Here is a 15,257-nt window from a genome sequence, read left to right as displayed (position 1 = left end):
GTGCCCCATGCCGAACGTTGCTTCCCCTTCTGTCTCCCGGTGGTTGTCGCTGCTCGCGCTCGCAGTGGGCTTCTCGGCCGGATGTGTCTTCGTCGATGGCCCCTCGGGTGGCTCCGGATGGGACGATGGCTTTTCCACATCCTGCGTCGACGACTCGGACTGTCGCTCCACCCAGTACTGCATGCGCGGCAAGTGTGAGGAGAAGACCGCCGACGCCCAGACGTGCCGCTCCTCGAATGACTGCTCTCGTGGTGACACCTGCATCAACGGGGTGTGCAACCGGCCGTGCAAGCGCGACGCGGACTGCGGCTCGGGCTACGTGTGCGATGGCTTCTACTGCCAGGTGAAGGGCAAGCCCACCGATGGCGGCACGCGCCCCTCGGATGGCGGAACTCCTCGGCCGGACGCGGGCACCTGCACGCCTCCTCCCGCCAGCGACGCGGGGACGCCCCCGGCCTCGGACGGAGGAGCGGCGCCCGCCTGCGTGCGCAACACCGACTGTGCCTCGGGCCACTACTGCATCAACAGCGCGTGCGTGCGCGGCTGCGCTTCCGACGCGGACTGCGCCTCCTCGGACATGTGCTCGAGCAACCTGTGCCGTCCGCGGCCGGAGACCACGTGCACGGTCGCCGCGCAATGCGCCACGGGCAATGACTGCGTGGATGGCACCTGCCGCGCGCCCTGCGCCTCCAGCACGGCGTGCTCCTCGGGCTTCGCCTGCAAGGTGGGCTACTGCATGCCCTCGAGCACTCCGGGCAGCGGCGCGGCCTGCGCCGTCAACTGCGACTGCCCCTCGGGCGAGCGCTGCGTGGAAGGCGCCTGCGAGATCTGAGCCTCACCGGGGGCCGCGCGCCACCGCGGCCCTCGCGCCTCAGTCCGCCTGGAAGTCGAGCGTGAAGAGGGTGGGCTGGCCGGGTTTGACCTCGACGGTGCGGGTGACGTCCTTGTCGAGATCCCGGTTGATGAGCCGCAGGGTGTGTGTTCCCGCGGAGAGTGTCACGGGCGCGAGCGGTGTCTGTCCGAGTGCCGTGCCATCCAGGAACACGGTGGCATACGGCCGGACGCGGATCGTGAGCTTCCCCTTCTGGGGAACCCTGACGGGGGCGGGCTCCACCCCGGGGGGCTTCTCCGGTGCCTTCTCGGCGATGACGGGCGGCGCGGCCTGGGGCTCCGGAGCGGGTTCTGGAGTGGGCTCCGGAGTGGGTTCGGGGGGCGGCGGTGCAACGGCGGCGGGCTCGACCACGGGACGCGGCGGAGGAGCGGCGGCCACGGGCGTGGGTGACGTCCCGGGTCCCCGGACGAGCACGACCCCCGTGCCCGCGGCGAGCACCAGTCCGCCCAGGGCGATTCCCAGCGCGATGCGGCCCCGGCGGGAAGGGGGCGCGGGTGTTTCGGGCGGTGGATGCTCGGGGAGGGTCTGGAGCGCGGCTCTTTCGATGGGCGCGCTCCTGGGAGACTCCGGGTTTCTCGGGCAGTACTTCTCCACCACCTGCGCCAGGTCCCGTGCGCCCACGGACTCTCCGGTGGAGCGGATGAAGCGCTCCAGGTCCGTCTGGAAGGCGATGCAATCCGCGTAGCGCTGCTCGCGCTCCTTGGCCAGGGCCTTGCCGAGGATGCGCACCAGCTCCGTGGGTAACTCCGGCCGGCGCGTGGCCGCGGACACCTGCGGCTCGTACAGGATGGCCTGCATCATGCTCACGTCGGTGTTGGCGTCGAAGGGGTAGGTGCCCGTGAGCAATTCGTAGAGCACCATCCCGAGCGAGTACACGTCCACGCGCCGGTCGAGCGACATGCCCTGGAGCTGCTCCGGTGGCATGTAGGCCAGCTTCCCCTTGATGAGGCCCGTGGTCGTCTTATGGCTCTGGTTGGCGGCCTTGGCGATGCCGAAGTCCACCACCTTCACGGTGCCCTGGCGCGACAGCAGGATGTTGTCGGGGCTGATGTCGCGGTGAATGAGCCCCAGGGGCTCGCCACTGGAGGAGTCCACGAAGTCATGGGCGAAGGCCAGGCCCTCGCACGCGGCGGCGATGACCTTGGCGCAGAAGGCGGGGGGCAGGGGCTCCTTTCCGCGCACGGACCTGCGTGACAGGGCGCGCAGGTCGGGCCCGTCGATGTACTCCATCGCCAGGTAGTAGGTGTCCTCGGCCTGACCGAAGTCGAAGATCTGCACGATGTGGGGGTGGTTGAGCTGCGCGGCCACGCGGGCCTCGGTGAAGAACATCTCCACGAACTGCTCGTTCTCCGCGAGGTGCGGAAGGATCCGCTTGAGGACGAGCGACTTCTCGAAGCCCATGGGGCCTTCGACCTTGGCGAGGAATACCTCCGCCATGCCCCCTGTCGCGAGCTTGCTGACCAGGTGGTATTTCCCAACGTGCGCCAATGCGATCTCCCGCGCCGCGAGTGCGCCCGCATCATAGGCACATCGCGTCTGGCGCGGAGAGGACTGCCAGTGTCAGGTCCGCACCTGATACCTTGGCGCCATGACCGTTCGTTTCCCGCGACGCGTGCCCGCACGGGTGCTGGCCCTGGGCCTCGTGGCCGCCCTGCCGATGCAGGGGCTCGCCGCGCCCAGCACGCCCGCCCGCAAGACGCCCTCGCGCAAGGCTCCCGCGAAGGGTGATTTCCAGAGCCTGTTCTCCTCGGCCGTCCGGCTCTACCAGAAGTTCGAGTACGAGCAGGCCCTGGAGAAGTTCACGCGCGCTCGCGCCGTGGCCAAGGGCGTCGAGCAGGAGGTGCCCGTGGCGCTGTATCTGGGCATCGTGCAGGCGGAGCTGGGAGACCGGGACGCGTCCCTGGCTTCCTTCCGCACCGGGCTCTACCTCCAGCCCGCGGCGCAGCTGCCCGTGAAGGTGTCCCCCCGGGTGGAGCGTGATTTCGAGGAGATCCGCCAGGCGGTGCTGCACGATCTGGGAGCTGCCCCGCCCCCGACGGATCGTCCGGAGCAGCCGGCCGCGGACAAGTCGCCGGAGCTCACCGCCCCGCCCACGGCGTCCACCGCCCCGCCCGCCTATGTGTCCGCTGGCTCCGAGCGCGTCTCCGGGCGCGGCTCCGTGCTGACCCTGGCCCTGCTGGGCACGGGCGCGGTGGCGGGCGGCGCGGCGGGCTTCTTCGGCCTGCAATCCTCGACCAACGTGCGCTTCGCGAGGGAAACCCTCTACTACGGTGAGCGCACCGAGCGCCTGCGGAGCGCCGAGAACCAGGCGCTCGCCGCCAACATCCTCATTGGGACGGCGAGCGCCGCGGCGTTGGGCGCGCTCGCCGTCTTCCTCTTTCCCAACCTCTCGCCCGCTTCCCATCCCGTCGCCTCGGGAGGAGGTTCCCCGTGAAGCACGCCCTGGTCGTGTTGCTCGCCTGTCTCGTTGGCTGCACCGTGCCAACCCTCGAGGAAATCGAGGCCACGTCTCCTCCCTATGCGTGCAGCGCGGAGTTCGCCTGTCCAGCGGGGCAGGTCTGCGTTGGCACACAATGCCTGCGGCCGGATCAGCTGGCCTGCATGCCCGGGACGACGGAGTCCTGTGGCTCGGGGGTGGGCGAGTGCCGCGAGGGGACGCGGACGTGTGGGGAGCAGGGCTCCTTCGGGGCCTGTGAAGGGGAGACGACGGCGGTGGCCGAGGTCTGTGACGGCCTGGACAACGACTGCGATGGAACGGTGGATCTCGTCAGCCGATTGTTCGAGCGTCCCTCGCCCGGCTTCGCGCTGAACGCCACGGTCTTCCTCGGCACGTCATCCTTGCTCACCACCTCGGTGGAGGGCGGAGACATCCTGGTGCGCGTCCTGGAGCCAGGGCAGTCGCCTCGCTTGAGCGAGTCCTTCGGGCCCATGGATAAGAGCACCCTCATCCTGGGTCACGCGCTCCTGTCCTACTCGGCGGATTCCGCCGTGGTGGTCTGGGTGGAGCATGTGGTGGGCACGGAACGGTTCCTGCTCCGGCGTGTCGCGTTGGACCGCAAGGGGCAGCGAATCACTTCCCCGTCGACCGTGACGTTCAGCACCAAGTTCTCCTTCCTCCGGGATATGAGGATCACCGACAACGCGGGGCAGATCCTCTTGTTGGCCGAGTGGAGCAACCAGGCCGCGCCGAGCGAGGACGGTCAGGACTCTCGGGAACTCTGGGCGGTCGTCCTCGGCAAGAAGGATTCCTCCGTGCTGGACATCCGGGTCCTTGGCTCGGCCACCGAGCAGTTCGGCCTGCATGCCACGGCGAACGAGACGGGGACCGGCTTCCTCGTGGCCCACGAGCGCGGTGGTCAACGGTTCCTGCATCAATTCTCCGTCGGCGACTCCACGGTGCCCACGGTGAGTATTCCGCTGCATGTGCCCGGGTCCTTGACCCACTCGCCCTTCATCGCCGATGGCGTGGACAAGTCGCTCGGCGTCCGTGTGTATTTCGTCCAGAAGCGGGATTCGTCTCCCGTCTCCGAGATCGTCTCGGTGCGCTGTGTCGTCTCGTCCTCGTCCGACACCAGCAACTGCTCCCCGGAGGCGACGCACTACACGGACCCGCACGCCATCCGGCGCGCGTGGTTGGGGCTGAATCCGAAGACGGGACTGCCGGGGTTCGCGTTGTTCTCCTGGCGGGACGAGGGCATGTCGCATGACACTCTCTCCGTCGCCCCGTTGTCGGCGGATTCGACGAGCGCGACCGCCACGTTGTTGTTGCCAACCGAGAGCGAGAACCAGACGCTCGTCGTCCTGCCGGACTCCTCCCGTTACGTGACCTTCACCCGGAAGAACGTCTCGGAACCGGGCGCTCCGGACGAGGCCGCCCTCCTCCACTTCTGTGCCCCCTGAGCCGATATCTCGATGGATTTCTCCTCGCTGTCCCTCGCTCCGCCGCTGCTGCAAGTCCTCGAGGAACTGAACTTCCGGACCGCCACGCCCATCCAGTCCCAGAGCATCCCCGTGTTGTTGGCGGGGCGGGATCTCGTCGGTCAGGCGAAGACGGGCAGCGGCAAGACGGCGGCCTTCGCGCTGCCCCTGCTGCACAAGACGCACCTGTCGCGACGGCGGCTCCAGGGGCTCGTGCTCTGTCCCACGCGGGAGCTCTGCGCGCAGGTCGCCGGAGAGATCCGCCGGTTGGGCCGGCGGCTGCCCGGACTCCAGGTGCTCGTGCTCGCGGGAGGCCAGCCCATTCGCCCTCAGTTGGACGCGCTGGAGAAGGGTGCCCACCTGGCCGTGGGCACGCCGGGCCGTATCCTGGATCTCCTCCAACGGGAGGCGCTGGACACGGGTCAGCTTTCCACCGTGGTGCTGGATGAGGCCGACCGGATGCTCGACATGGGCTTCCGGGAGGACATGGAGCGCATCCTCGGCGCCACTCCGCCCACGCGGCAGACCGTGCTCTTCTCCGCGACGTTCCCCGACACCATCGAGGACTTGAGCCGGACCTTCCAGAAGGAGCCCACGCGTGTGACCGTCGTGGAGGAGGGCGCCGCCGCGCCCGACATCCAACAACTGGGGTACATGTGCGCGCCCGAGGAGAAGACGGCGCTCCTGCTCCGGCTGCTCCGGCACTACCAGCCCGTGTCCGCCATCGTGTTCTGCAACCTCAAGGCGACGGTGGTCGAGCTGACGCGCGCGCTTCGGGAGGCCGGAGTGAGCGCGGATGGTCTCCAGGGAGACCTGGAGCAGAGTGAGCGGGATCGCGTCATGGCGCGCTTTCGCAATCACAGCATCCGGGTTCTCGTCGCGACGGATGTGGCGGGCCGGGGCATCGACGTCGAGGCGTTGGATGCCGTCGTCAACTTCGATCTGCCCTCGCAGCCCGAGCCCTACGTGCACCGCATTGGCCGCACGGGCCGCGCGGGACGAAGGGGGCTGGCCCTGTCGCTCGTCACGCCGAAGGACGACCGAAAGGTCGAGACCCTGGAGCAGGGGATGGGCGTGAAGCTGGAGCGCGCGAGCGCGGAGTCCCTGCCCCCGGAAGACCCGGCGAGCGGCGTGTCACTCGCGGCGCCCTGGGAGACGCTCTGCATCTCCGCGGGCCGCAAGGACAAGATGCGGCCGGGGGATATCCTCGGAGCCCTGACGGGGGAGGCGGGCGGGCTGAACGCCTCCGACGTGGGGAAGATCGAGATCCAGGATCGCTTGTCCTATGTCGCCGTCGCCAAGGGCATCGTGCGCGTCGCGCTCCAGCGGCTGCGCGATGGGTGGATCAAGGGACGCAAGCAGCGCATCGACTGGGTGAGATAGCGCCCGTTACAGCTCGGGCGTGGGGAGCAGTTCGTCGAAGGCGTCGAGCACGCCGAGCACGTCCTGCTTGTTCAGGAACTCGCGCGAGGGCTCACAGCTCTCCTTGACGGGGTCCGTGAAGTACAGGCGTGACTCGCCCGAGTGGTCCACGAGCCGGAGGCTCAGGGTCGCCACGTCGTTCCAGCAGTCGCCGGTGGACGAGGGCCGCTGGGGCCGCACGTTGCTCAGCCGCTCCTCGAGCCACAGGGCCTGCTCCGGAAAGAGCTGCACCTCCGCGATCTTCTCGCGGAAGCCATCGGCGCCGTTGCGGGTCCAGTGCGCGCTGAGCTTCGCGGTCGAGGGGACGTAGGTGTAGCGCGTGGTGAAGGTGTAGCCATCCCCGAGCGAGAGCGTGGCCTCGCGAAGGTCCGGGGTCCAGAACAGGCGGGGGTCGTCGGGTTGGCCGCAACCGGCCAGGATCGCGAGCAGGGGAACCAGGGTGCCCAACATCTTCGTCATCGTGCGAGCCTCCAGAGAGGGGTTGCCGGGATATGCAACGCACGCGCTCACGGGCGGGGCTCGGGAAAACGGGGGGTTGCGCGGAGAAAGCCTCGCGCAACCCGAGGGCGGCTCTCAGAATTCCGAGGCCGCCCTCGGCGGAGTCAGCGGCTTACAGCGCGCTCTTGCAGGTGTTGCCGACCTTGTCCTTGATCAGCAGGTAGCAACCCTCCTCCGCGTTCCTGAAGGCGTCCTTCGTGCCCGGGGAGCACTCGGGCAGCTCGCGCAGACAGTCGGCGTACGCGCTGAGCGCGTCCTTCTCCGCGTCCGTGCACTTGTCGATGGTGCGCTCACACTGGGTGACGTTGAACGCCTCATTGCCGAAGATGGAATCGAGCGTGGTGCTGCACGGGCTGTACTTCGTCGCGTAGGCGTCGGACGCATCCAGCATGTCGTCGCAGATGGTCCCACAACCGGTCAGCGCCAGCGCCGCGAAGGCCACGACTCCAAGGAACTTCTTCATGGTGGACTTGCTCCTCATTCCTGACGGAATGGATGTGATCGGGCGCGCACATACTACGGCTCCGCGGCGCTTGGCCAGCAACCGGAAGGGGTGCTGACTTCGAGTGTGCGAAGGCATGTGCGGAAGGCTGGAAGATGACCGCCTCGTCGGAATCGAGCGGGGCCCACTGGTCCGTTCTTCGGGACGCGCTCCTCGCGAACGAGATGGGGCCGGGCGCTCAAGTGCTCCAAAGGATTGAGCGAGGCGGGTGGCAGGACGGCTGCACACGGGCGGCGCAACCCCCTTTCACGGAAGGTCCTCCCCATGCGTCGTCTGATGTCCGTCCCGCTCCTCCTCGTTCTCACCACCGGCTGCGCGAGCACGACGGTGATTCGCTCCGACCCCAGCGGTGCCCGGGTCAAGTCCCGCTCGGGTGAGCTCTTGGGGCGGACGCCGTACGAGCACAGCGACTCGGCGACGGTCAATCACACGGAGAGCTTCGTGCTGGAACTGGAGGGGTACGCTCCCGAGTACGTCACCATCCGGCGGGACCAGTGGAACAGCGTCCGGACCGCGGGAGGAATCGTCGGGGGCTTGTTCGTGTTTCCCGTCTTCGCCACGCTGTTCTGGGCCGCCGACTACAAGCCCCTGTACAGCGTCGAACTGCGCGAGGAGGTCGAGCCGGTTCGAGGGGAAGCAGCGCCCGCGCCGGCCCGGGCGGCTCGCCGCGCTGCCTATCGCTGAGCACCGCGGTCCCCGATGTCCTGAAAGCCGTCACGCCCCGAGCGCCCTCCAGGTGCCTCGGGGCTTTGTTTTTCCCGGCGGAGTCCCGGGACGCCGCGAATCGGCTTGCAAATGCGCGGCACAGCGCACAGTCATCGGGCGCTTTTTTCCCTTCCGGAGGAGAACAACATGAAGCGAGTACTCGGAGTGATGGTGGGCCTGATGGCCCTGACGGCGGTGGCCAAGCCGGTGCAGAAGCCGGTGAAGTACGAGCTGGACGGGACGAAGTTCGAGGGCGTGCTGGTCTACGACGACGCGGTGAAGGGCTCGCGTCCGGGGCTGGTGATGGTGCCCAACTGGTTGGGCATCAACGCACCCAACCTCAAGCACGCGACGGAGATCGCGGGCAAGCAGTACATCGTCTTCGTCACCGACATGTACGGCGAGTCCGTGCGCCCCAAGAACCAGCAGGAGGCGGGGCAGGCGGCTGGCGCGGTGAAGGGGGATCGCAACCTCATGCGGGCCCGCGTGAACAAGGCGCTGGAGGTGCTGCGCGCCGAGGGCAAGGCGGCGGGAGTCGACGCGAAGAAGCTGGGCGCCATCGGCTTCTGCTTCGGCGGAACGAGCGTGCTGGAGCTGGCGCGCAGCGGGACGCCGATCGCGGGCGTGGTGTCCTTCCACGGCGGTCTGGACGCGCCCATGCCGGCGGCCGAGGGCGCGGTGAAGGCCAAGGTGCTCGCGCTGCACGGCGCGGATGATCCGTTCGTTCCCGCCGCCGAGGTGAGTGGCTTCGAGGACGAGATGCGCAAGGCCAAGGCGGACTGGGAGCTGGTGGCCTACGGCGGCGCGGTGCACAGCTTCTCCGAGCGCGAGGCCAATGTTCCGGGCCAGTCCCAGTACAACGAGAAGGTGGCCAAGCGGGCCTTCCTGGCGATGAACAACTTCTTCGCCGAGGTCTTCGGCAAGTAATCCCTCCGGCGGGGTGGGCGAGGAATGCCCACCCCGTCACGGACGTTCCGCTCCAACTCACGCCCTCCTCGAGATGAAGATCTTCAACTGCCAGCAGTGCGGCTTGATGGTGTACTTCAGCAACACCCGGTGTGAGCGCTGTGGACATGCCCTGGGCTATCTGCCGGGCTTGACGACCCTGAGTGCCCTGACTCCGCTGGAGGGGGAGTGCTGGCGCCCGCTGGCCGCGCCCGAGCAACCATCCCGGTTCTGTGCCAATGCCGCCCATTCCGCGTGCAACTGGCTGGTGCCCGCCGAGAGTTCCGACGCGTATTGCCGCGCCTGCCGGCTCAACCGGACGATCCCCGTGCTGACCGAGGGCGACAACCTGTCGCGCTGGCGGCGGTTGGAGGTCGCCAAGCACCAGCTCGTGTACGGCTTGCTCCGGCTCGGTCTGCCGGTCACGAGCAAGTTCGAGGATCCGAACGTGGGTCTCGCCTTCGACTTCCTCGCCCGTCCGGAAGGGCAGGGGGCGGGACAGGCTCCGATCGTCACGGGTCACGCCTCGGGGTTGATCACCATCGACGTCACCGAGGCGGATGATGCCGAGCGCGAGCGCCACCGCCGCGATCTGGCGGAGCCCTATCGCACGTTGCTCGGGCACTTCCGCCACGAGGTGGGCCACTACTACTGGGAGCGGTTGGTCCAGGGCGGTCCGTGGATGGAGACCTTCCGCGAGTTGTTCGGCGATGAGCGCCAGGATTATGGCGCCAGCCTGACGACGCATTACGCCGAGGGTCCTCCGAAGGATTGGCGGCAGCGCTTCGTGAGTGGCTACGCCAGTGCCCACCCGTGGGAGGACTTCGCGGAGACCTGGGCGCACTACCTGCACATCGTGGACACCCTGGAGACGGCGCATGCGTTCGGGCTGCGCGTCCAGCCTCGGGGTGCGCGGGACTCCGCGCTCACGATGGAGATCGAGGTCGACCCCTATCAGCAGCCGGACTTCGACGGCCTGCTCAAGGCGTGGCTGCCCCTGACGTACGCGGTCAACAGCCTCAACCAGAGCATGGGCCAGCCGGACCTGTATCCCTTCGTCCTGGCGCCCGCGGTCATGGGGAAACTCCGCTTCGTCCACGCCCTCCTCTTCCCCGCGAAGGTGGCGGCGATGAACGCCTTGACGGCCATGCAGTAGGGTCGAGCGCCATGCGTGGAACGCTGAAGACGTGTCTCCTGAGTCTGGCCCTGGTGTGGTTCACCGCCTGCGCCGCCAATGGCGCGCGGACGTCCGACTTCATCCTCCGTGGGGAGATTCCCTCGGACCCGGTGGGCTTCGACCTGGCGCTCTACGAGACGCTGGGCACCCGGTTCACCACGGGCAATCAGGTCGAGTGGATCGACAACGGCGCGCTCTTCGAGCGCATCAAGCAGGACGTGCGCACGGCGAAGTCCTCCATCAACATCGTGCTGTTCATCTGGCGCTCCGGAGAGCCCGGGGACTCGCTCGCCCAGGAGATCTCCGAGCGCACGAAGACGGGGGTCATCTGCCGGGTGCTGCTCGATCCATTTGGGAGCACCGACCTGGAGAAGGTGAAGCCGCGACTGGAGCGGGCGGGGTGTGATGTCCGGATCTTCCGGCCCCTGCCCGCGGACGAGACCCTGGCGCGCAACCACCGCAAGCTCGTCATCGTGGATGGACGCGTCGGGTACACGGGCGGCTTCGGGGTCCATACGGTCTGGCTCGGGGACGCGCGCAACGAGAACGAGTGGCGGGATGTCGCGGTCCGGGCCGAGGGCCCCGTGGTGGCGCAGATGCAGCAGGCGTTCGCGGAGAACTGGCAGGAGATGGGGGGCGTGCTGCTGCCCGCTTCGGATTTCGCGGCCATGTACGCCCCGCCCAAGCCGGGAGGCGCCCGCGCGGCCTTCGTCAGCAGCACGCCCAATCCCGAGGTGACCCGCTCCGAGCGGAGCATCCTCCTGATGTGCAAGGCGGCCCGGCGCCGGTTGTGGATCGGCCAGTCCTACTTCACGCCGACCTCCACCCTGCTCTCGCTCCTGGTGCAGCAGGCGCGCTCCGGGGTGGACACGCGTGTGCTCGCGCCCGGGGACAAGAATGATCAGCCGGTCATCACCGTCACTCAGCGGCTGTCCTACCCGGACCTCGCCACCGCCGGCGTGCGCCTCTGGGAGTGGCCCATCTCGATGATGCACTCCAAGGTCATCCTCGTGGACGATCACCTGGTGATGGTGGGCTCCATCAACTTCGACATCCTGTCGTACCGGTTGATGGAGGAGGGCGCGCTCATCGTCGACGACGAGGCCTTCGCCCAACAGGCCGAGCGCGCCTTCCTCTCCGACTTCCAGAAGTCCGTCGAGGTGGGAAAGCAGTGGTACGGCTCGCGATACGGCCCATAGCGGGCCCGGGCCTCAGCGGGGCGCCACCAGGCGCCAGCAGCGGTGGATGTGCTCGCGCTGGAAGTCCTCGGGGATGGAGCCGGGGGTGAGCTCGTCCACGCTCGCGTAGTCGCGCACGGCGGTGTCCTTCAGCTCGAAGCCCAGGAAGTTGGTGGAGAAGTAGAGCACGCCGCCCGGGGACAGGAGCGAGCCCAGCGCCCGCAGCATCTTCACGTGGTCGCGCTGGACGTTGAAGGTGCCCTGCATCTTCTTGGAGGTGGAGAAGGAGGGCGGGTCACACACCACCAGATCGAAGGTCTCCTCGGGGGCCTCCGCCTGGGCGAGCACCCAGGCCAGGGCGTCCCCGCGCAGGAGCGTGTGGCGCGAGTGGGACAGGCCGTTGAGGGCGAGGTTCTCCTCGGCCCAGTCGAGGTAGGTGTTGGACAGGTCCACGCTCAGGGTGCGCGAGGCTCCGCCCGCGGCGGCGTATACCGTGAAGGCGCCCGTGTAGCAGAAGAGGTTGAGGAAGCTCTTGCCCCGAGCCTCGTCGCGCACCCGTGCCCGCGTCACCCGGTGGTCCATGAAGAGCCCCGTGTCCAGGTAGTCGCCCAGGTTCACCCAGAACTTGAGCCCTTGTTCCTCCACCACCAGCCGTTCGGTACCCTGGCCCACGCGCCCGTACTGCGAGCGGCCCCAGGGTTGCGGCAGGTGCGTCTTCACGTGGATGCGCGCCTCGGGCACCTCCAGCACCGTGCTCACCGCCGCCAACACCTCGGCTCGCTGTTCCTCCAGGCCCCCCTTGAGCGCCTTGCGGCGGGGGTACTCCACCAGGTGGACGTGCTCCCCGTAGAGGTCCACCGCGAAGGGGTACTCGGGAATGTCCCGGTCGTAGACGCGAAAGGCGGTGAGTCCTCGCGCCCGGGCCCACTTGCGGAAATGCCGCGCGTTCTTGCGCAGACGGTTCTCGAACATGCCTCCCGCCGCTGCCGAGCCTGCGTCCCCTGTCGTCATGTCCGCTCTCTTCTCCGACTCGACGCTCCGCGGCAAGCGTTCCCCACCGGTTGTCGCGTCTCGCCTGGGCTCCCGGGGGCGGGGCGAGTGTGCTAGGTCGCGAGTCATGCGCTTCGATACCCTCGCCATCCACGCCGGCCAGGAGCCGGATCCCACCACTGGCGCCATCATGACGCCGGTCTACCTGACCTCCACCTACGTCCAGGCGGGCCCCGGGGAGCACAAGGGCTACGAGTACAGCCGTACCCAGAACCCCACCCGCAAGGCGCTCCAGGACTGCCTCGCGGCGCTCGAGGGGGCCAGGCACGGCCTCGCGTACGCCTCGGGTCTGGCCGCCACGGACAACCTGATGCACCTGCTCAACGCGGGGGATCACGTCGTGGTGTCCGACGACGTGTATGGCGGCACCTTCCGCATCTTCGACAAGGTGTGGAAGCGCCACGGCCTGGACTTCTCCTTCGTGGACCTGTCCAACCCGGACGCCTTCGCGGCCGCCATCACCCCGAAGACGAAGATGGTGTGGGTGGAGTCGCCCACCAACCCCATGCTCAAGCTCATCGACCTGGCGCGCATCGCCGAGACGGCGAAGAAGCGGGGCATCCTCTCGGTGTGCGACAACACCTTCATGACCCCGTACTTCCAGCGCCCGCTGGACCTGGGGTTCGACGTGGTGACGCACTCCACGACGAAGTACCTCAATGGTCACAGTGACGTGGTGGGCGGCTTCGCCTGCACGAGCCACGACGACCTGGCCGAGAAGATGTACTTCCTGCAGAACGCCGTGGGCGGCGTGCCCGGTGCCATGGACAGCTTCCTGGTGCTGCGCGGCGTGAAGACGCTCGGCGTGCGCATGGAGCGCCATGCCCAGAACGCCATGAAGGTGGCCGAGTTCCTGGCCTCGCACCCCAAGGTGAACAAGACCACCTACCCGGGCCTGTCGAGCCACCCGCAGCACGCGCTCGCCCGCCAGCAGATGAAGGGCTTTGGCGGCATGCTGACCTTCGACATCAAGGGCGGCCTCGAGGCGGCGCGCACGTTCCTCAAGACGGTGAAGGTGTTCGCCTGCGCCGAGTCGCTCGGCGGCGTGGAGTCGCTCATCGAGCACCCGGCCATCATGACGCACGCCTCGGTGCCCAAGCAGACGCGCGAGGTGCTTGGCATCTCCGATGGGCTCATCCGCCTGTCCGTGGGCATCGAGGACGCGCAGGATCTCATCGACGACCTCAAGCAGGCGCTCGAGGTGGCGTGAGCCCCGGCGGGGCCTCTACTGCTTGCACGGCATGTAGAGCCCCAGCTGCGCATCCACCTGGACGTAGATGCGCAGGAAGGTCGCGTGGGGGTGCACGCCGGTGACTTCCGTGCGCAGCACCTGCCCGCGCACACAGCCCTGGTCCTCGGAGAAGGACAGCTCCGTGGACAGCTTGTCCTTCACCGCCGCGAGCCGCTCGGAGATGTCCACCCGGAGCGCCTGCCGGGCCTGGTCCCGGATGGCGGCGTAGTCCAGGGCGAACTTGAGCTTCACCAGCTCGCTCGCCGTGCCCGGGGCGATCTCCAGGTCCGGCACGGACAGCTGGTTGTCGAGCACGTGGGGATGGCCGGCGAAGAACAGCTCGCCCCCCACGGCCACCGAGTAGCTGCCCACCCGGGCCTTGCCGCCCAGGTTCATTCGGATGACCACCGTGTCGTGGGACGGGTAGACCTGGGGGCTCTCCATATAGAGCTCCGGGTTGGACTCGGAGAAATAGAGGCGGCCCTTCATGGAGGACTCGAGCGCCCGGGACAGCTCCTCGTAGCGGGCGGCCACGGGAATCACCACCCGGAAGGGGCCGGAGGGCAGGGTGGAGACGTTCTGCAGCAGGGGCATCGCCACCCTCGGCGGCGGGCTTGTCGCCGCGTCGGGCTCGGGCGGGAGGGACGCCACGCCTTCCGGGCCCGGAGCCGGCACCGGAGGCGCATCGCTGGCGAGGTGGGTCTCATCGCCCGAGGCCGGGGCGCCGGCGTTCTCGGCGGGGGTTGGGGCGAGGCTGGCCACGGGCGTGCACGGCAGCGTCACCGAGGGCAGCACGACGATGCCGAGGTCCTTCTCGAAGCCGTCGGCGAGCACGGTGGGCGCGGCCTCCAGGCTGGTCACCTTCAGCTCGGCGCACGCCACCTGGTCTCCCACCGGAATCTCGATGGGCCGGGCGAGCCGCTCGAAGGCCTGGTTCATCAGTGGGCGCACGTCGAAGCGGAACGTGTCGATCGTCTTCGCGATGAGCTCGCGCAGCTTGCCCTCGATGGCGCGGTTGACGGAGTCCACGGGGCCGGAGGCCACCACCTGCACGTCGGTGGACTGCAGGAGCGCCTGGAAGTCCGGCGTCATGACGGGCTCGCCGGCCAGGGTGATGGTGAGGGGCAGGGTGCGCTCGCCCAGCAGGTTGAAGCGGCCGTTGACCGCCACGCCCACCACCACCCGGCCCCTATCGAACTTGAGCGTCACCGGCTCGCGCTGCCAGGTGTAGTGGACCGTCTGGCCCGCGAAGACCTGGGCGTCTCCCTCGCCGGTGCGCGGCAGGCTCTCGGCCATCTTCCGGATGAGCGCTTCGCGGAAGACGGTGGCGTGCAGCACGATGCGCGAGGGGGGCGGGTCCGACACCGGACGGCCGCCGTTGGCCGCGGGGGCGGAGGGCCGCAGGTGTTGTGGCTCGATGCGGTGGCCACCGCAGGACACGAGGAACAGGGCCGCGAGGAGCGCGGGAACGGGGCGAAGGCGCGAGTGAGGCATGGTCGGGGAGTGCACCGCGGTGCGTTGGGGAAGATACCCCAGTGCCCGTCTTCCCAATGCCCCACGGGGGGGGGAGGTGGTGACTGGAGTCACCACCTGGGACTGGAGTCACCAGGGCTCGAGGCTCTTTCCTGGTGACTGGCGACACCAGGGCGGCGCTCTTCCGGTCTCCAATCCTAAGAATATGCGGGGTTTGCGGATGGGTGTCGGTCCGGGTAGGCCGTGGCACACCTCCTGCTAAGGTG

Annotated in this window: 14 protein-coding genes; 9 read left to right on the top strand and 5 right to left on the bottom strand. The window is 68.5% G+C overall.

The features are described 5' to 3' along the window. Positions 1-7: 7 nt before the first annotated feature. Positions 8-832: a DUF7107 domain-containing protein gene (locus tag MEBOL_RS06155; RefSeq protein WP_170115456.1), complete on the top strand. Its 825-nt coding sequence runs from the start codon at positions 8-10 to the stop codon at positions 830-832. A gap of 39 nt (positions 833-871) precedes the next feature. Here MEBOL_RS06155 and MEBOL_RS06150 read toward each other — a convergent pair whose 3' ends face one another. Beyond that, the gene (locus tag MEBOL_RS06150; protein WP_245919500.1) at positions 872-2,329 is read right to left on the bottom strand and encodes a serine/threonine protein kinase; all 1,458 of its coding nucleotides are present in this window, start codon (positions 2,327-2,329) and stop codon (positions 872-874) included. A 151-nt stretch (positions 2,330-2,480) separates the two neighbouring features. Between MEBOL_RS06150 and MEBOL_RS06145 the strand changes: the two genes are divergently transcribed. The 3 genes from MEBOL_RS06145 to dbpA are packed head-to-tail and all read left to right on the top strand — an operon-like array spanning position 2,481 to position 6,193. Next, complete coding sequence (locus tag MEBOL_RS06145; protein ID WP_157774791.1) at positions 2,481-3,326, top strand: hypothetical protein; 846 nt, start codon at positions 2,481-2,483, stop codon at positions 3,324-3,326. Beyond that, positions 3,323-4,792: a putative metal-binding motif-containing protein gene (locus tag MEBOL_RS06140; RefSeq protein WP_095976530.1), complete on the top strand. Its 1,470-nt coding sequence runs from the start codon at positions 3,323-3,325 to the stop codon at positions 4,790-4,792. Before MEBOL_RS06145 ends, MEBOL_RS06140 begins: the two co-directional genes overlap by 4 nt. 12 nt (positions 4,793-4,804) lie before the next feature. Continuing rightward, positions 4,805-6,193, top strand: coding sequence for an ATP-dependent RNA helicase DbpA (gene dbpA, locus MEBOL_RS06135; protein WP_095976529.1), 1,389 nt, complete (start codon positions 4,805-4,807; stop codon positions 6,191-6,193). A gap of 6 nt (positions 6,194-6,199) precedes the next feature. Here the strand turns inward: dbpA and MEBOL_RS06130 are convergent, their stop codons facing one another. Together MEBOL_RS06130 and MEBOL_RS06125 are read right to left on the bottom strand one after the other, a co-directional pair. Then, positions 6,200-6,691: a hypothetical protein gene (locus MEBOL_RS06130; protein WP_095976528.1), complete on the bottom strand. Its 492-nt coding sequence runs from the start codon at positions 6,689-6,691 to the stop codon at positions 6,200-6,202. 151 nt (positions 6,692-6,842) lie between these two features. After that, positions 6,843-7,193 (bottom strand): hypothetical protein, encoded by a 351-nt coding sequence (locus tag MEBOL_RS06125; RefSeq protein WP_095976527.1) that lies wholly within the window; start codon positions 7,191-7,193, stop codon positions 6,843-6,845. Between the two features lie 303 nt (positions 7,194-7,496). Here MEBOL_RS06125 and MEBOL_RS06120 point away from each other — a divergent pair, with 303 nt between their 5' ends. The 4 genes from MEBOL_RS06120 (at position 7,497) to MEBOL_RS06105 (ending at position 11,258) form a co-directional block, all read left to right on the top strand. After that, on the top strand, positions 7,497-7,916 hold the full coding sequence (locus MEBOL_RS06120; protein WP_095976526.1) for a PEGA domain-containing protein: 420 nt from the start codon (positions 7,497-7,499) through the stop codon (positions 7,914-7,916). Positions 7,917-8,084: 168 nt separating this feature from the next. After that, positions 8,085-8,864, top strand: coding sequence for a dienelactone hydrolase family protein (locus MEBOL_RS06115; RefSeq protein WP_095976525.1), 780 nt, complete (start codon positions 8,085-8,087; stop codon positions 8,862-8,864). 73 nt (positions 8,865-8,937) lie between these two features. Then, positions 8,938-10,038 (top strand): zinc-binding metallopeptidase family protein, encoded by a 1,101-nt coding sequence (locus MEBOL_RS06110; protein ID WP_095976524.1) that lies wholly within the window; start codon positions 8,938-8,940, stop codon positions 10,036-10,038. A gap of 11 nt (positions 10,039-10,049) precedes the next feature. After that, positions 10,050-11,258, top strand: a complete 1,209-nt coding sequence (locus MEBOL_RS06105; protein ID WP_095976523.1) for a phospholipase D-like domain-containing protein — start codon at positions 10,050-10,052, stop codon at positions 11,256-11,258. A gap of 12 nt (positions 11,259-11,270) precedes the next feature. Here the strand turns inward: MEBOL_RS06105 and MEBOL_RS06100 are convergent, their stop codons facing one another. Continuing rightward, positions 11,271-12,248 carry a class I SAM-dependent methyltransferase gene (locus tag MEBOL_RS06100; protein ID WP_095976522.1) on the bottom strand — a complete coding sequence of 326 codons (978 nt, stop codon included), beginning with the start codon at positions 12,246-12,248 and terminating at the stop codon, positions 11,271-11,273. Between the two features lie 106 nt (positions 12,249-12,354). Between MEBOL_RS06100 and MEBOL_RS06095 the strand changes: the two genes are divergently transcribed. Continuing rightward, on the top strand, positions 12,355-13,497 hold the full coding sequence (locus MEBOL_RS06095) for a cystathionine gamma-synthase (protein WP_095976521.1): 1,143 nt from the start codon (positions 12,355-12,357) through the stop codon (positions 13,495-13,497). Between the two features lie 15 nt (positions 13,498-13,512). On the opposite strand, the gene MEBOL_RS06090 is transcribed toward MEBOL_RS06095, so the two are convergent. After that, positions 13,513-15,012 carry a DUF4403 family protein gene (locus tag MEBOL_RS06090; RefSeq protein WP_157774790.1) on the bottom strand — a complete coding sequence of 500 codons (1,500 nt, stop codon included), beginning with the start codon at positions 15,010-15,012 and terminating at the stop codon, positions 13,513-13,515. Positions 15,013-15,257 lie beyond the last annotated feature (245 nt).

Source organism: Melittangium boletus DSM 14713, from assembly GCF_002305855.1.
In the GTDB taxonomy this organism is placed as follows: domain Bacteria; phylum Myxococcota; class Myxococcia; order Myxococcales; family Myxococcaceae; genus Cystobacter; species Cystobacter boletus.
The sequence above is the reverse complement of the archived record's forward strand: the minus strand, read 5'-3'. Positions and strand labels throughout refer to the sequence as shown.

Coding starts and splice junctions, on each gene's coding strand:
- MEBOL_RS06130 (WP_095976528.1), bottom strand. CDS start 6,691: ATGACGAAGATGTTGGGCACCCTGGTTCCCCTGCTCGCGATCCTGGCC.
- MEBOL_RS06145 (WP_157774791.1), top strand. CDS start 2,481: ATGACCGTTCGTTTCCCGCGACGCGTGCCCGCACGGGTGCTGGCCCTG.
- MEBOL_RS06155 (WP_170115456.1), top strand. CDS start 8: ATGCCGAACGTTGCTTCCCCTTCTGTCTCCCGGTGGTTGTCGCTGCTC.
- MEBOL_RS06115 (WP_095976525.1), top strand. CDS start 8,085: ATGAAGCGAGTACTCGGAGTGATGGTGGGCCTGATGGCCCTGACGGCG.
- MEBOL_RS06100 (WP_095976522.1), bottom strand. CDS start 12,248: ATGACGACAGGGGACGCAGGCTCGGCAGCGGCGGGAGGCATGTTCGAG.
- dbpA (WP_095976529.1), top strand. CDS start 4,805: ATGGATTTCTCCTCGCTGTCCCTCGCTCCGCCGCTGCTGCAAGTCCTC.
- MEBOL_RS06150 (WP_245919500.1), bottom strand. CDS start 2,329: ATGGCGGAGGTATTCCTCGCCAAGGTCGAAGGCCCCATGGGCTTCGAG.
- MEBOL_RS06125 (WP_095976527.1), bottom strand. CDS start 7,193: ATGAAGAAGTTCCTTGGAGTCGTGGCCTTCGCGGCGCTGGCGCTGACC.
- MEBOL_RS06095 (WP_095976521.1), top strand. CDS start 12,355: ATGCGCTTCGATACCCTCGCCATCCACGCCGGCCAGGAGCCGGATCCC.
- MEBOL_RS06090 (WP_157774790.1), bottom strand. CDS start 15,012: ATGCCTCACTCGCGCCTTCGCCCCGTTCCCGCGCTCCTCGCGGCCCTG.
- MEBOL_RS06110 (WP_095976524.1), top strand. CDS start 8,938: ATGAAGATCTTCAACTGCCAGCAGTGCGGCTTGATGGTGTACTTCAGC.
- MEBOL_RS06120 (WP_095976526.1), top strand. CDS start 7,497: ATGCGTCGTCTGATGTCCGTCCCGCTCCTCCTCGTTCTCACCACCGGC.
- MEBOL_RS06105 (WP_095976523.1), top strand. CDS start 10,050: ATGCGTGGAACGCTGAAGACGTGTCTCCTGAGTCTGGCCCTGGTGTGG.